Raw genomic sequence first — 14,794 nt, 5'->3', positions numbered from 1 at the left:
GATCATGCTAGCCGGGCTGGGGTGAAAGGCACAAGGATTTTGTATACACAGGACGATTATTTCATGCGGTTTAGTCGGATTACTGGCCCCAATTGGCGGTTTCTGTATACACTGAGTGCAAATCAGTGAGGGAGGCAGGGATGCGCGCCAGCGAAAAGGCCTACGAGGCCCTCCGCGAGGACATCATCGAGTGGCGCCTGCTCCCGGGCGCCGTCCTCGGCGAAGTGGAGCAGTCCGAGCGCCTCGGCGTCTCACGGACGCCGCTCCGGGAGGCCCTGAGCCGGCTCACCGCTGAAGGACTGACGACGGCGGCGGGCGGCCGCGGCGTCGTCGTCACCGATATTTCGCTGGCCGACATCGACGAACTGTTCGAGCTCCGCGAAACACTGGAGTGCAAGGCAGCGGCGCTGGCTGCCCGGCGGGGCGATGCCGCACTCTTCGAACAGCTCCAGAAGGAACTGCTCGATGCACCCGGGCTGATCGGCGCGCACGATCCCGCCCGGCATGACTACTACGGGCTCGTCGGCAGGCTGGATACAGCCATCGACGCCGCGATCTCCAACTCCTATCTCGCCCAGGCTATGCGGAGCCTGCGCATCCACCTGGTGCGTGTGCGCCGGCTGGCGGCGGACGACGCCGAGCGGCTCACCGCAGCGGCCGGCGAGCACGCGGCGATTGCCGAGGCGATAGCGGCCCGCAACCCCCGCCTGGCGGAAGCCGCCACCACCCTGCACCTGCACCGAAGCCTTTCCCATCTCAAAGCCACCCATACAGCCCATTAGCCCCATACATCGCATCAGCAAGGAGCCCCCATGGTTAAGGAACATCACGTCCGCGTATACAAGAGCGAGGAAAACCTGCCGCGCGAGGACCAGCTGGCCCACAAGATAGCGCTGGTGGCGGCGGACCCGGTAGCCGTCACCGACGACGTCACCGAAATGGTGATCAACAGGATCATCGACAACGCCTCGGTAGCCATCGCCTCGCTGAACCGCGCACCCATCGTGGCCGCCCGTGCCCAGGCACTCACCCATGGGCCGTCGACCGGAGGCAAGGGGGCCAATGTCTTCGGTATCGGTGAGCGCGTCTCCCCGGAATGGGCGGCGTGGGCCAACGGCGTCGCTGTCCGGGAACTGGACTACCATGACACGTTCCTCGCGGCGGACTACTCCCACCCGGGGGACAACATCCCGCCGATCCTCGCCGTGGCGCAGCATGTCGGCTCCAACGGTGCGGACCTGATCCGGGGCATCGCCACCGGCTACGAGATCCAGGTCAACCTCGTCAAGGCGATCTGCCTGCACAAGCACAAGATCGATCACGTGGCACACCTCGGCCCTTCCGCGGCCGCCGGCATCGGGACCCTGCTCGGGCTCGACGTCGAAACCATCTTCCAGTCCGTCGGCCAGGCCCTGCACACCACCACGGCCACGCGGCAGTCCCGCAAGGGTGAAATCTCCACCTGGAAGGCCCACGCTCCCGCGTTCGCCGGCAAGATGGCCGTGGAGGCGGCGGACCGCTCCATGCGCGGGCAGACCTCCCCTGTCCCGATCTACGAGGGCGAAGACGGCTTCATCGCCTGGCTGCTCGATGGGCCGGACGCTTCCTACCTGGTTCCGCTGCCGACACCGGGCGAGGCCAAGCGGGCCATCCTGGATACCTACACCAAGGAACACTCGGCGGAGTACCAGGCGCAGGCCTGGATCGACCTCGCCCGGAAACTGAACCGGGAGCATCCCGAAGCCACCAGGCCGGACAACGTGAAGTCGGTGTTGATCAGGACCAGCCACCACACCCACTACGTCATCGGTTCCGGCGCGAACGATCCGCAGAAGTACAGCCCGACCGCCAGCCGGGAAACCCTGGACCACTCGATCCCCTACATCTTCACCGTTGCACTGCAGGACGGCGCCTGGCACCACGTTGATTCCTATGCACCGGAACGTGCATCCCGTCCCGACACCGTGGAACTGTGGCAGAAGGTCGCAACCGTGGAAGATCAGGAATGGACCCGCCGCTATCACTCCCTGGACATCAGTGAGAAAGCCTTCGGCGGCTCGGTGGAAATCACCCTCACCGACGGCACCGTCATCACCGACGAAATCGCCGTCGCCGACGCCCACCCCCTCGGCGCCCGGCCGTTCGCCCGTGAGCAGTACATCGACAAATTCCGCACCCTCGCGGCCGGCCTCGTCGAAGATGCCGAGATCGAGCGGTTCCTCGACGCCGCAGCCCGGCTCCCGCAGCTGGCCGCCGGTGAGCTGGACCAGCTCAACATCACTGCCGCCCCCGGAGTCATCGACTTCGCCGCAGCACCGAAAGGACTGTTCTAGACATGCTGTACTCGACGAAGACACCCGAACAGAAACGGCAACAGTTCCGGGAACTCCTGGCCTCCGGCACCATCCAGCAGTTCCCGGGAGCATTCAATCCGCTCTCGGCCCGGCTGATCGAGGAAAAAGGCTTTCCCGGGGTCTACATCTCAGGCGCGGTGCTCGCAAACGACCTCGGACTGCCGGACATCGGCCTGACCACACTGACCGAAGTGGCCACCCGTGCCGGGCAGATCGCGCGGATGACGGACCTGCCCGCCATCGTTGACGCGGACACGGGCTTCGGCGAGCCCATGAATGTTGCGCGAAGCGTCCAGGAACTGGAGAACGCCGGGCTGGCCGGCTGCCACATCGAGGACCAGTTCAATCCCAAGCGCTGCGGGCACCTGGACGGCAAGAACGTGGTGGATCTGGAGACCGCGACCAAGCGCATCCGGGCCGCGGCCGATGCACGGCGGGACCCCAATTTCCTGATCATGGCGCGCACCGATATCCGTGCCACGGAAGGACTGGAAGCGGCGCAGGACCGTGCCCGGGCCCTCGTGGAGGCCGGGGCGGACGCCATCTTTCCCGAGGCCATGAAAGACCTCTCCGAATTCCAGGCCATCCGCGACGCGGTGGACGTCCCCATCCTGGCCAACATGACCGAGTTCGGTCAGAGTGCGCTGTTCACTGTAGAGGAGCTGGCCGGCGTGGGTGTGAACATGGTCATTTATCCGGTGACGCTGCTCCGCAGTGCCATGGGCGCCGCTGAACGGACACTCGACGCGATCACTACCACCGGGAGCCAGGAGGCGGAGGTGGGGAATATGCTCACCCGTGCACGTCTGTATGACCTGGTGGACTATGAGGCCTACAACCGCTTCGATACGGGGGTCTTCAATTTCCAGGTCCCAGGAACCAACTAGTCCGCCCGGACGGAACACCCAGACAAGGAAGTCTTATGACCTCAGCAACCATTGAAATCCGCAAGGGCCTTGCCGGCGTTGTGGTGGACTCCACCGCCGTTTCCAAGGTCAACCCCGAGACCAACTCGCTGTTGTACCGGGGCTATCCGGTCCAGGATCTGGCCGCCAACTGCAGCTTCGAGCAGGTCGCCTACCTGCTCTGGAACGGAGAGCTCCCCAGCCCCGAAGAGCTCGCCGCATTCATCCAGCAGGAACGGGCCGGCCGCGCCCTGGAACCTGTTGTGAAACAGGTGGTGGACGCCCTCCCTATCACCGCCCATCCCATGGACGTCTGCCGCACGGCCGCCTCGGTCATGGGCGCCTGCCACCCCCTGGCGGGGGACTCAAGCCCGGCGGCCAATATGGCCAAAGCGCTGGATCTGTTCGCGGCGATGCCCGCCGTCGTGGCCTACGATCAGCGCCGCCGGCGCGAGGGACGCCCCATTGAACCGGTAGAGCCCCGCGCCGAACTCGGCTACTCGGCCAACTTCCTTTGGATGTCCTTCGGTGAGGAGGCCGCACCGGAGGTTGTCGAGGCGTTTGACGTATCGATGATTCTTTACGCCGAGCATTCCTTCAACGCCTCCACCTTCACCGGGCGTGTGGTGACCTCAACCCTGTCCGATCTTCATTCCGCCGTAACGGCAGCCATCGGCGCTCTCAAGGGTCCCCTGCACGGCGGTGCCAATGAAGCCGTCATGCACACGTTCGAGGAGATAGGTATCCGGTCCGGGGAATCCGGCGGGGAAGCAGCGGCACGGGCCAAGGCCTGGATGGAGGACGCCCTCGCCCACAAGAAGAAGATCATGGGCTTCGGCCACCGCGTGTACAAGAACGGCGACTCCCGCGTGCCCACCATGAAGGCAGCCCTGGACAAGATGATCGCCCACTACGGGCGGCCTGAACTGCTGGGTCTGTACAACGGACTGGAGCAGGCCATGGAGGAAGCGAAAGCCATTAAACCGAATCTCGACTACCCTGCCGGGCCCACGTACCACCTCATGGGCTTCGACACCGAGATGTTCACCCCGCTCTTTGTCGCCAGCCGCATTACCGGGTGGACCGCTCACATCATGGAGCAGGCCGCAGCGAACTCCCTGATCCGCCCCTTGAGCGCCTACAACGGTGTGGAGCAGCGGTCCCTCTAGGTTGGTTTCCACGAAAGGCTATGGAATGACCAGGATGTTGATTATCGGACCACCGGGTTCGGGCAAAGGCACGCAGGCAGAACGCATTTCGGAGCGCCTGGGTATTGTGGCAATCTCCACCGGTGACATGTTTCGTGCCAACGTGAAGAGTGGGACGCCGCTGGGTGTCGAAGCCGGGAAGTACCTGGACGCGGGGCATTTCGTTCCGGACAGCGTGACCAACGGGATGGTCCGGGACAGGCTCAGCGAGACCGACGTGGAGCAAGGCTTCCTCCTGGACGGGTACCCGCGCACCATCGAACAGGTTGACTATCTGGACGGGATTCTGGCCGACGGCGGCCACACGCTGGACGTCGTCCTGCAACTCACAGCCGATGACGAGGAACTCGTGGCCCGCCTGCTGGGCCGTGCAAGGGAATCCGGTCGCAGTGACGACACCGAGGAGGTCATCCGCCACCGCCTGGATCTCTACTCCGGACAAACCAGCGTCGTGGTGGCCCGCTACGCCGAACGCGACATCCGGACGCTGGTAGACGGCATCGGCCCGGTAGACGAGGTCACCGAACGCGCTATGCAGTCCATCAGGGAGACCCAGGCGGCCTGAACCGGCCGGAAGCTGACCCCCGGCTGCCTATGAGGGCGCAACGACCGCGTCCTCATAGGCAGCGACGACGGCGTTTCTCACCGCATCCACGGTGACACCGGGCACCAGATCCTCGGCGGCTCCCGCCGTCGCCGGTTCCCATGGCAGCTCAAGGGCGGCATAGGTTGCCTCGAGGACGCGCCGGATGGGCGCGGAGCGCTCCACCACTACCACCGAGGAGAAGAGCCACCCGCCGGAGACAACCCGCTGCGCGGTCCCGACGAGTTTCACTGAGTGCGTGCTGCCCACGCCGTGCACACTGAATTCTCCCGGGCAGTACTCGCCGGGAATCTCCCCCATCCGCGCATCCACGCCGACGCGGCGCAGCGCATCCGCCAGCAGTCCGCCCAGGATGCTGAAGCGCGCCCGTGAGCCCAGGACGGCGTCGTCATGGGGTTCTATGTGATCGACGATCAGACAGCCCTCATGGTAGGCCGCTGCCCGACCGCCGGCCTTGCGGATCAGCGGCTCGAAGCCCTGCTCACGGGCTGCCGCGGCTGCCACCTCGAATCCGGGCAGGCGGGTGTCGCGCTGCCCGAAGGCAACTGTGGGCTGCGGACGGTAGATGCGGAGGATGGGATCGAGACCTCCGCGGGCAGCCTGGCGAAGCAGCGTGAGCCCCCGCTCCATGTCCGCCGCCGCGCCGGACGAGGACTCGTGCAGCACCTGCAGGCGCCGTTGGGACCACGGGTCAGTAACCACTGCGTTAGGCTCCTGTCCCATGATCTTCCTGCAGTTCGTCGTTGCCGCTGCAGCGTTCCTGATGTTCGATGCGGTCTGGCTGAAGTCGATGAGCGGGTTCTACCGCCGCCATCTCACCGAGCTCATGGCGCCGAAACCGGACTTCCGCTACGCCGCAGCCTTCTACCTCATTTATATCGCCGGGATCGTGTTCTTCGCACTTCAACCCGCACTGCAGGCCGGTTCGTGGCCATCCGCGCTGGGGTACGGCGCGGCCCTCGGATTCTTCGGCTACGCAACCTATGACCTCACCAATGCGGCGACCCTCAAGAGCTGGCCGGCCGTCGTCGTAGTGGTGGACCTGGCGTGGGGCACGGTACTGACCGGCCTGATCACCCTGGTGACCTGGCTGGTCTTCGCCTGACCGCCAGGAGCCTAACGGCCGCCGTCGATGTTGCGGCTCCGCTGCTCCACACCCGGGGTCCCATACGGGTAGTCCGCGAGTTCGGGGGCGCTGACGTCGGAGAGCCGGGCGATCTCATCCTCGCTCAGCAGCAGTCCTGCCGCGCCGAGGTTATCGGCCAACTGTTCGGTGGTCCGCGCGCCCAGGATCACCGAGGTCACGGCAGGCTGCTGGGCAACCCACGCCAGCGCCACCTGGGACGCGCTCACCTGACGTGCTTCTGCGATCTCGAGCACGACGTCGATGATCGCCCAGGTGCGCTCTTGGGCGTTGCGCTTCTTCCACGCTTCCATGCCACGGTCCGGGTTCTCACCGAGGCGGGTTGCTCCCGCCGGTGCGGTGTCCCGCTTGTACTTGCCCGTAAGCCAGCCTCCGCCGAGGGGCGACCAGGGCAGCAGTCCCAGACCGGCGTCAAGCGAGGCCGGGACAATCTCCGCCTCGATTCCGCGCACCAGCAGGCTGTACTGCGGCTGCAGGGTCACCGGGAGGTCCCAGCCGCGCGCCCTGGCGATTCCGACGGCCTTGGTGAGCTGCCAGCCCGTGTAGTTCGAGAAGCCGTAGTAGCTGATCTTGCCGGCGCTCACCGCTTCGTGCAGGAAGCCCAGGGTTTCCTCCAACGGGGTGAGCGGATCCCACGAGTGCATCTGGTACAGGTCGATGTGATCCACATTGAGGCGTTTGAGCGATGCGTCGAGTGCCAGCCGCAGGTGCCTGCGGGACAGCCCGAGGTCATTCGCCCCCTTGCCCATCGGGAACCGGCCCTTGGTCGCGAGGACCATGTCGGAAGCTGCCGGGCTTTTCTTCAGCCACCGGCCGATGATTTCCTCGGAGGTGCCGGCCGTGTAGACGTCAGCGGTGTCGATCAGGTTTCCGCCGGCGTCGGCGTAGTCATCGAGGATGGCGTGCGACGTGGCCTCATCGGCTTCCGCGCCGAAGGTCATGGTGCCCAGCGCGTACGCCGAGACCGAAGTACCGCTGCTGCCGAGGTTCCTGTATTCCATCAAACGCTCCCTGGGTTGGTTTCTCGTCGTTGTTCAAATCGGTTTGGCAGGACACTCCCCTCATCGTGGCGCTTAAGCGGCGTGTCCTGCCAATTCAACGCGTGGGCTTAGGGCAGCTTACGCAGGGTCAGGATCTGTTCGCTTCGGCCGAAGGGTCCGTCCAGATCGTGCAGGACCGAGGAGGTCAGGCCTACTCCGTCGCGTCCGAAGCTGACACGGGTGTCGAGCCCGAGCCACTCGCCCTCCGGACGGCGATGGAGGTGCACCTGCAGGTCCACGTTCGGAAACGCCCAGCTGCCCGCCCCCGGAGGAACGCGGGTGGCTATCCCGTTTGCGGTGTCAATGAGTCCGATAAGCCGTGCCGCGTCCGAGGGCTGTTCACCCTCGACCAGCGGAAGCGGCGTACGCAACCATACACGGCCACGTCCGGCGCGGTGGCCGTCCAGCTTGCGGACGTCAAGAGACTGGATGTAGCCGCCCGGCCATTCGGCGACCGCATCATGCTCCTCGCCTTCCTGGGGACCGGGCATCGGCTCGTCTTCGAGCGCGGCCACCGAGGACGTGTCACTTGCGGCCAGCCGCCACGCGCGGGCCCGGATTGCGGTCCGGCCGCCGTGGTTCATCTCCGCTTCGAGCAGCTCGATGGTGCGCCCCGGACGCACCATGCGGGTTGTCACCTCGACCGTATCCAGCGGGATGAGTCCGAGAATCTCGTAGGAGATCCGCGCCATCTGCAGCTCCGCCCTGGGCTGGAACTGCTCCAGGCAGTGGGCAAGGAGCCCCGACGCGGGCGCCATATGCTGCTCGTGTGCGTTCCAGGCCCCCTGGGCGTGGATGGTCGCCTCGAACTGCCCGACGCCGGCCGGACGGTAGTAGGAATCTGCCATGGTGGTGATGAACACGCTCCTCTGGAACAAGCGGGCGGGACGGGGACGGCCCTGGGAGCGACAATACCGAAAGAAGGCGGCTTCGTGCTGCTGGAGGTCAGTAGTCCCGATCGCCGGAGCGTCCGTGTGCAAGGCCGGTCGGCACGCCGAGGCTGAGAAGTTGGGGCTGGGCGCAGCAGCCTGCTTCTGCTGCCTGCTCATCCCCAGTGCACGACGACGCTCCGGATTCCGTGGCCGGCTCCGCCGGAGCATCGCAGCCGGCTCCGAAGTCCGTGCTGCATACGCCCGTTTCGGGCAGTTCCAGGTGGACCGCGGACGCCGCATCCGTATCGCCTGCGATGGCGGCCACGACGGAGCGAACCTGCTCATATCCGGTGGCCAGCAGGAAGGTCGGCGCGCGGCCATAGCTCTTCATGCCGACAAGGTAGAAGTCCTGGTCCGGATGGGCCAGCACGTCAGCACCGTGCGCAGGAACCGTTCCGCAGGAGTGGAACTCCGGGTCGATCAGCGGGCCCAGTGCCCGCGGTGCCTCGACGGCGGGATCCAGCTCCAGCCGCAGCTCGCGCAGGATCGAAAGGTCCGGCCGGAATCCCGTGGCCGGAACGAGCACGTCCACCGGGACCTCGCGCTCGCCATCGGGAGTTGAGGCGTGTACGGTGAGCGCGCCGTCGTCGGCCGTCAGCGAGATGATGGAGAAGGAGCTCAGCAGCTCCACAACCCCGTCTTCCACCAGTGACCGGAGGCGCCTGCCCAGGGCACCCCGGGCGGGCAGACCGTCAAGATCACCTCCGCCGTAGAGCCGCTGGGCGGATCCCGGACCGCGGACGGCCCAGAAAAGTCGGGTTCCCGGCTCGGCCTTGGCAACCTGGCCAAGGCTCAGAAGGGTGTTGGCGGCAGAATGCCCGGCACCGACAACCATGACGCGCTTGCCGCTGAACCGGGCACGATCCGCCCCGGTGACGTCCGGCAGAGGCTCCGTGAGGAAGGCCCGCGCGGACTCTTCACCGGAAGCCGGCAACCCTTCCTGCCCCAGCGGGTTCGGCTGGCTCCAGGTACCCGAGGCATCGATCACCGCACGCGCCAGGAGGTTCTCGGTTCCGTGCGGACCCTGCACCCGGATCAGGAAGGGCTGATGCTCCCGGTCCCTGGTTCGGGTCTTGTCCATGCCCTGCCGGGTGACCGCCAGAACCTCCGTGTTGAACCGGAGAACGGAGGCGATGGAAGGAATTGCCGCCAGAGGGTCAAGGTAGCGCTCAACCAGCTCGGCTCCGAAGGGCAGGGCGGTAGGCCTGGGCTCCTGCCAGCCGGTGGGCTCCAGAAGGCGCCGGGCGGCGTCGTCGACGTTGTACTGCCAGGGTGAAAACAGTCGGATATGGCCCCACTGCCGGATGGCGGCACCGGCGGTGCTTCCCTTCTCGAAGATCACCGGAGTGAGCCCGCGCGCGAGTACATGGGCAGCGGCTGCGAGTCCGATCGGGCCCGCCCCGAGGATGGCCACCGGCAGTTCGTGATTTTCCGACATGGGGTTCCTTTCGCTCAACGAGCAAGCGGGTGCACTGCATTGATTTTTGTCGATGTAAGTATCCGGCGAGACATCGATGTCTGTCAATATAGTGGCAATAGGTGCACGATTGCGCACACGTGGTCTAGATTAGGGAAGTGCTGACAGTTCTCCGTCTTCCCGCCTACCGCAACCTCTTCTCCGCGCAGGTCATCGCGCTTCTGGGGACCGGCCTCCTGACGGTGGCTCTGGGTCTGCTCGCGTTCGACCTGGCCGCAGGCCGGGCCGGGGCCGTCCTGGGCACCGCACTCACCATCAAGATGCTCGCCTATGTGTTCGTTGCACCGCTCATGGCTGCGCTGGTTGAACATCTGCCTCCAAAGGCGGTGCTGGTGGCAGCGGACCTCGTCCGGGCGGCAGTTGCACTGATGCTGCCGTTCGTGGATCAGGTGTGGCAGGTTTACGTGCTCGTGTTCGTCCTGCAGTCCGCCTCGGCAACCTTCACCCCGGCCTTCCAGTCGGTGATCCCCGTCGTTCTGCCGCAGGAACGCGATTACACGAAGGCCCTGTCGCTCTCCCGGCTGGCGTACGACCTTGAGTCGCTGGTGAGCCCGATCCTCGCTGCGGCGCTGTTGGTGGTCATGAGTTATTCAAACCTGTTCCTCGGCACGGTTGCAGGTTTTCTTCTCTCGGCCCTGCTGGTGCTGGCCACGCGACTACCCGCTTCCCCGTCAGCCGCCGGAACCGGGTCCCTTCTCCACCGCACCACCCTCGGGTCGCGGATTTTCCTGCAGCTGCCGCCTCTTCGCGGCCTCCTTGCCCTGAACCTGGTGGTCGCATGCGGTACGGCTCTCGTGCTGGTGAATACCGTTGTCTACGTCCGGGACCTCTACGGCGGCACCAACGCGCAGGTGGCAGTGGCCCTCGCCTGTTACGGCGGCGGGTCGATGCTCGTGGCGCTTACGACGCCGGGACTGCTGGAACGCTTCACGGACCGCGCGTTCATGCTGGGTGGGAGCGCACTGGTTGCTGCCGGCGTGGGCGCCGCGGGCGTGGTTGCGGCCGTGCGTCCGCCGTGGCTGCTGATGCTGGTGTTGTGGGCGGTCCTGGGAGCGGGCACATCGATGATCAACACGCCGTCGGCAAGGCTGCTTCGGCGTGCCGCAACAGATTCCACCCGGTCCTACCTGTTCACCGCGCAGTTCTCACTGTCCCACGCCTGCTTCATCATCACTTATCCCATTGCGGGCTGGGTTGGGGCGGCGGCCGGTCAACCTGCGGCTGCACTGATCCTTGCTGCGCTCGCTGCACTCGGCGCTGTAGCGGCATGGCGCCTCTGGACCGTCGGGGCACCGACGCCCAGGCAGGAAGATGCCGTCTGCAGGACAGGAGGACACCGTTGAGCGAGGACCCGATCGGCTCGCGTCCGAGCCTGAATCACCCTGCCGATCCTGATGAAGCACGGCTCGACGTCGGTGCATCCCTTTTCCGGATGCTTTCCGATCCCACCCGCCTCCACATCCTCTGGCTCCTCTCCGGGGAACCCGGTGACGTCGGTTCCCTGGTCGAACGCACCGGAGCAACCAGAACCTCGGTCAGCCAGCATCTGGCGAAGCTTCGCTTTTCGGGTCTGGTCACAACACGGAAAAGCGGACGGAACGTCATTTACAGCATCGCTGACGGCCACCTCGCCCGGCTGGTTCGGGAGGGCCTGAACCACGCTGATCACCGGGTGACCGGGGAACCGGCACACGACTGAACGCAGGGAATCTCCGCTCATGGCGGTCAATACAAAGCAAGCTTCCTAGTTTAGAGTTCTCCCATGAGCTTCAACGACAACGCGCAGTTTGATCCGTCCAGGGTAAGTGACCGGCGGGGCCGCGGGCGCGGCGTCGCAATCGGCGGCGGGCTGGGTGGCGGCCTCATCCTGCTCCTGTCACTCTTCTTCGGTCCGGGCGTGGTGGACCAGTTGGGGCTCGACGGCGGCACCGGCAGTGACCCCGGCATCGAAGCGGGGGCCGATCCTGCCATCAACGCCTGCCAGACCGGCGAGGACGCCAACGCGCGGCTGGACTGCCGCATTCTGGGTACCGCTGAAAGCCTCGACAGCTTCTGGGAGCCGTATCTCGAGCCCTACGGGATCCAGTACACACCCCCCGGCGTCGTACTGTTCACCGGCCAGACGAACACGGGCTGCGGTGCGGCGAGCAGCGCCGTCGGACCGTTTTACTGCCCGGCAGATGAGCAGACGTACTATGACACAGCGTTTTTCGATGACCTGGTGACCCGCTTTGGCGCCTCAGCGGGTCCGCTGGCGCAGGAATACGTGATTGCCCATGAATTCGGGCACCACATCCAGAACCTGACCGGTGCGCTGGGCGCCTCCCAGCAGGATCCGCGTGGCGCGGAGTCGGGGGCGGTCCGGGTGGAGCTGCAGGCCGACTGTTACGCGGGGATGTGGGCGGCGCACGCCACAACCGTGGCCGACCCGGAATCGGGGGTTCCTTTCCTGCGCGAGTTCACCAGGGCTGATCTGCAGGATGCGCTCTCAGCCGCCTCGGCTGTCGGAGATGACCGGATCCAGGAGTCGACGACCGGGCAGGTGAATCCGGAGGCCTGGACTCACGGCTCCAGTGAACAGCGTCAGGCCTGGTTCCTGCGTGGCCTGGAAACCGGCGACATCGAAGCCTGCGACACCTTCGCAGCAGACGACCTCGACAACCCGTAAGGGCCGAAAAGCGGTTCAGACGACGATCGGCACCGGATGAACGTCATCCGGGGCGTGCCCGGCGCGCTCATGGATACGCCGGACAGCGTCCGCCGACGGCGCTTCGGAGAGGCAATACACCACCCCGCTGTCCGGATCAGCCCACGCCTGCTTGAAAACGACGTCTTCCTCCGCCTGGATGGCGAGGTCGGCATCGTGTGCAGCCTTGAGTTGCTCCGCCGTGATGCCCTTCATATTGCGGTGAGTATCCATGAATTCGGCCATGACGATCATCCTCTGAACAGTGGGGCCGAAGGGGTCCCGGAGCCTGGGTAGCTAAGTGCTAGGCACATTGTCCCGCTGACGGTTCAACGGCACAATGACCTTTGCTCAGGTTCCGCAGAAAGTCCGGTAGGAACCGAATTCCTCGGGTGCTCCCGCGGCGTAACGCTCAAGGCCGGCGCGTTCGGTGAAGGGTGCTGTCACTGCGGAGAGGAGATCACCAAGCGGGGCGAGATCGCCTGTTCCGGCAGCGGCGAGCGCTTCCTCCACCAGGTGGTTCCGTGGAATGTAGGCCGGGTTGACCCGGTCCATGGCTTCAGCGGATGGGTCCAGCGCCAGCCACTCCTGCAGCCACGCGTCAAACCGCGCCGCATCGGAGAAGAAAGCCCGGGCAGGTCCCGCGTCACCGCGCGCGGCAGCACTGAGACGTCGCAGGAAGGAGGTGTAGTCGACCTGGCTCTCCTCGAGCAGGGTCAGCAATTTTCCGGCCACCGTGGAGGCGTCGACGTCGTTCGTCAATCCGAGTTTCGCCTGCATGCCCGCGGACCAGGCCCGGCTGTACCGGGCAGCGAACTCGCCGAGGGCTTCTTCAGCCAGCCTCACGGCGTCGTCCTGGTTCTCGGCGAGCAGCGGAAGGAGGGTCTCGGCAAACCGTGTCAGGTTCCACTGGGCGGCAGCGGGCTGGTTCGCGTAGGCGTAGCGGCCCATGCTGTCGATGGAGCTGTAGACCGCTGACGGATTGAACGTGTCGATGAAGGCGCAGGGTCCGTAGTCGATAGTCTCACCGGAGATGGTCATGTTGTCGGTGTTCATGACGCCGTGCACAAAACCCACCAGCATCCACTGGGCCACGAGGGATGCCTGGGCGGTGATCACCGACTCGAGCAGCGCGAGGTGCCGGTTCGGTGCCTCTGCGGCGTGCGGGTAGTGGCGGTTGATTGCGTAGTCCGCCACGCGTTCCAGCAGTTCCCGGTCACCGGTTGCCCGCGCGTACTGGAAGGTGCCGACCCGCAGGTGGCTGGAGGCAACGCGGGTCAGGAGGGCGCCGGGCAGGAGCTCCTCCCGCTGCACCGGCCGTCCGGTCGCGACGACGGCGAGCGAGCGGGTGGTGGGTATGCCGAGCGCGTACATGGCTTCGCTCACGATGTACTCGCGGAGCATCGGACCAATGGCAGCCAGCCCGTCCCCGCCGCGTGCGAAGGGCGTACGGCCCGAGCCCTTGAGGTGTATATCGCGGAGGCTCCCGCGCGCATCGGTGACCTCCCCGAGCAGCAGCGCCCGCCCGTCGCCGAGGCGCGGGCTGTACCCGCCGAACTGATGGCCGGCATAGGCCTGGGCAACAGGGGTGGCTCCCTCCGGCAGAAGGTTGCCGGTCAGCAGCCGCACACCGTCGGGATTGCGAAGGAAGTCCGGGTCCAGGCCAAGGTCCAGTGCGAGCTGCCCGTTGAGGACGAGCAACTGGGGTTCTGCCGGTTCGGCTGCTTGCCATGGCATGCCCATTTCGGGCAGGTGGCGGGCGAAATGGTTGTCGAGGGTGACGGGCGGCGCCGTTGAAACAGTCACCCTACTGACAACACCGGATGCGGCATGGTTGTTCCCCACGGGCAGGTTTCCAACGCGACCCTTTCGTTATCGCTTTCCCCGCCGGCCGGGCGTATTTTTGAACTATGTCGGCGATGGGCCGTCCGCCCGGAGCCGAATCGACGCGAGCCTGGAAAGGAACCGGATATGTCCATCTTTCGAAGAAAAGGCAACGAGTTCGAGCGCAAGCAGGCCGCTGCTGCCTCTGCGCATCAAAAGGACTTCCGTGAGGGGTACGTCCATATCCACGGCAGTGAGAAGAAGGCCGACGAACTGGCCATGAAGGCGTACGGCGACAAGGACAATGACGGCAAGCCGGACGTCCCGTTCATGCCGTTTCCCGGATAGCTGACTATCGTGGCCAAAAAACGGTGGAGCGATCTCACTGACGGCGAGAAAACTCTCGTCCTCACCCTCGGCTCCACACAGATGGCGCTGGCGACGACTGCCTGGCTCGATCTGGCTACCCGCCCGCAAAGCCAGGTGAACGGGCCCAAGGGCGCCTGGGCCGTGGTCATCGGGCTCAACCTCGCCGGCCCCCTCCTGTACTTCTGGAAGGGAGTCCGGCGCGAGCCCCCTGCCGTCCGGTGAAGGTAGGGCGCGGCATCGCGTGAATGGGA

17 protein-coding genes are annotated in these 14,794 nt (G+C 65.6%); 11 read left to right on the top strand and 6 right to left on the bottom strand.

What is annotated here, in order from left to right:
• Positions 1 to 140: 140 nt before the first annotated feature.
• From BLS52_RS03495 to BLS52_RS03475, 5 genes are read left to right on the top strand one after another with little or no spacing between them, the layout of a single operon-like run.
• On the top strand, positions 141 to 782 hold the full coding sequence (locus tag BLS52_RS03495; protein WP_026543710.1) for a GntR family transcriptional regulator: 642 nt from the start codon (positions 141 to 143) through the stop codon (positions 780 to 782).
• 30 nt (positions 783 to 812) lie between these two features.
• Positions 813 to 2,333 (top strand): MmgE/PrpD family protein, encoded by a 1,521-nt coding sequence (locus tag BLS52_RS03490; protein ID WP_090584551.1) that lies wholly within the window; start codon positions 813 to 815, stop codon positions 2,331 to 2,333.
• Positions 2,334 to 2,335: 2 nt separating this feature from the next.
• Positions 2,336 to 3,241 carry a methylisocitrate lyase gene (gene prpB, locus BLS52_RS03485; protein ID WP_026543712.1) on the top strand — a complete coding sequence of 302 codons (906 nt, stop codon included), beginning with the start codon at positions 2,336 to 2,338 and terminating at the stop codon, positions 3,239 to 3,241.
• A gap of 35 nt (positions 3,242 to 3,276) precedes the next feature.
• Positions 3,277 to 4,428: a bifunctional 2-methylcitrate synthase/citrate synthase gene (locus tag BLS52_RS03480; RefSeq protein ID WP_090584550.1), complete on the top strand. Its 1,152-nt coding sequence runs from the start codon at positions 3,277 to 3,279 to the stop codon at positions 4,426 to 4,428.
• A gap of 25 nt (positions 4,429 to 4,453) precedes the next feature.
• A complete protein-coding gene (locus BLS52_RS03475) occupies positions 4,454 to 5,032 on the top strand; it encodes an adenylate kinase (RefSeq protein WP_090584549.1) in 579 nt (192 codons plus the stop codon).
• Between the two features lie 27 nt (positions 5,033 to 5,059).
• Here BLS52_RS03475 and BLS52_RS03470 read toward each other — a convergent pair whose 3' ends face one another.
• On the bottom strand, positions 5,060 to 5,794 hold the full coding sequence (locus BLS52_RS03470) for a lipoate--protein ligase family protein (protein ID WP_090584548.1): 735 nt from the start codon (positions 5,792 to 5,794) through the stop codon (positions 5,060 to 5,062).
• Between BLS52_RS03470 and BLS52_RS03465 the strand changes: the two genes are divergently transcribed.
• On the top strand, positions 5,793 to 6,176 hold the full coding sequence (locus BLS52_RS03465; RefSeq protein ID WP_090584547.1) for a DUF2177 family protein: 384 nt from the start codon (positions 5,793 to 5,795) through the stop codon (positions 6,174 to 6,176). The two genes, BLS52_RS03470 and BLS52_RS03465, sit on opposite strands and share 2 nt — an antisense overlap.
• An 11-nt stretch (positions 6,177 to 6,187) precedes the next feature.
• Here the strand turns inward: BLS52_RS03465 and BLS52_RS03460 are convergent, their stop codons facing one another.
• From BLS52_RS03460 to BLS52_RS03450, 3 genes are all read right to left on the bottom strand, one after another.
• Positions 6,188 to 7,216, bottom strand: a complete 1,029-nt coding sequence (locus tag BLS52_RS03460; RefSeq protein WP_090584546.1) for an aldo/keto reductase — start codon at positions 7,214 to 7,216, stop codon at positions 6,188 to 6,190.
• A 107-nt stretch (positions 7,217 to 7,323) separates the two neighbouring features.
• On the bottom strand, positions 7,324 to 8,103 hold the full coding sequence (locus BLS52_RS03455) for a thioesterase family protein (protein ID WP_090584823.1): 780 nt from the start codon (positions 8,101 to 8,103) through the stop codon (positions 7,324 to 7,326).
• 97 nt (positions 8,104 to 8,200) lie between these two features.
• A complete protein-coding gene (locus BLS52_RS03450; RefSeq protein ID WP_090584545.1) occupies positions 8,201 to 9,625 on the bottom strand; it encodes an NAD(P)-binding protein in 1,425 nt (474 codons plus the stop codon).
• Positions 9,626 to 9,762: 137 nt separating this feature from the next.
• On the opposite strand from BLS52_RS03450, the gene BLS52_RS03445 reads away from it, so the two are divergent.
• The 3 genes from BLS52_RS03445 (at position 9,763) to ypfJ (ending at position 12,332) form a co-directional block, all read left to right on the top strand.
• Complete coding sequence (locus BLS52_RS03445) at positions 9,763 to 11,007, top strand: MFS transporter (RefSeq protein ID WP_090584544.1); 1,245 nt, start codon at positions 9,763 to 9,765, stop codon at positions 11,005 to 11,007.
• Complete coding sequence (locus BLS52_RS03440; RefSeq protein WP_245702679.1) at positions 11,004 to 11,363, top strand: ArsR/SmtB family transcription factor; 360 nt, start codon at positions 11,004 to 11,006, stop codon at positions 11,361 to 11,363. Before BLS52_RS03445 ends, BLS52_RS03440 begins: the two co-directional genes overlap by 4 nt.
• A gap of 63 nt (positions 11,364 to 11,426) precedes the next feature.
• The gene (ypfJ, locus tag BLS52_RS03435) at positions 11,427 to 12,332 is read left to right on the top strand and encodes a KPN_02809 family neutral zinc metallopeptidase (RefSeq protein ID WP_026543721.1); all 906 of its coding nucleotides are present in this window, start codon (positions 11,427 to 11,429) and stop codon (positions 12,330 to 12,332) included.
• Between the two features lie 15 nt (positions 12,333 to 12,347).
• Here ypfJ and BLS52_RS03430 read toward each other — a convergent pair whose 3' ends face one another.
• Positions 12,348 to 12,596 (bottom strand): SCO4226 family nickel-binding protein, encoded by a 249-nt coding sequence (locus BLS52_RS03430; protein ID WP_090584542.1) that lies wholly within the window; start codon positions 12,594 to 12,596, stop codon positions 12,348 to 12,350.
• Positions 12,597 to 12,701: 105 nt separating this feature from the next.
• Positions 12,702 to 14,156: a protein adenylyltransferase SelO gene (locus tag BLS52_RS03425; RefSeq protein WP_090584821.1), complete on the bottom strand. Its 1,455-nt coding sequence runs from the start codon at positions 14,154 to 14,156 to the stop codon at positions 12,702 to 12,704.
• A 165-nt stretch (positions 14,157 to 14,321) separates the two neighbouring features.
• Here BLS52_RS03425 and BLS52_RS03420 point away from each other — a divergent pair, with 165 nt between their 5' ends.
• Positions 14,322 to 14,522, top strand: coding sequence for a hypothetical protein (locus BLS52_RS03420; RefSeq protein ID WP_026543724.1), 201 nt, complete (start codon positions 14,322 to 14,324; stop codon positions 14,520 to 14,522).
• Positions 14,523 to 14,531: 9 nt separating this feature from the next.
• Positions 14,532 to 14,765, top strand: a complete 234-nt coding sequence (locus tag BLS52_RS03415) for a hypothetical protein (protein ID WP_090584541.1) — start codon at positions 14,532 to 14,534, stop codon at positions 14,763 to 14,765.
• Positions 14,766 to 14,794: the final 29 nt, after the last annotated feature.

The organism is Arthrobacter subterraneus, from assembly GCF_900099735.1.
Classification (GTDB): domain Bacteria; phylum Actinomycetota; class Actinomycetes; order Actinomycetales; family Micrococcaceae; genus Arthrobacter_D; species Arthrobacter_D subterraneus.
This window is presented reverse-complemented; position numbering and strand designations above follow the sequence as displayed.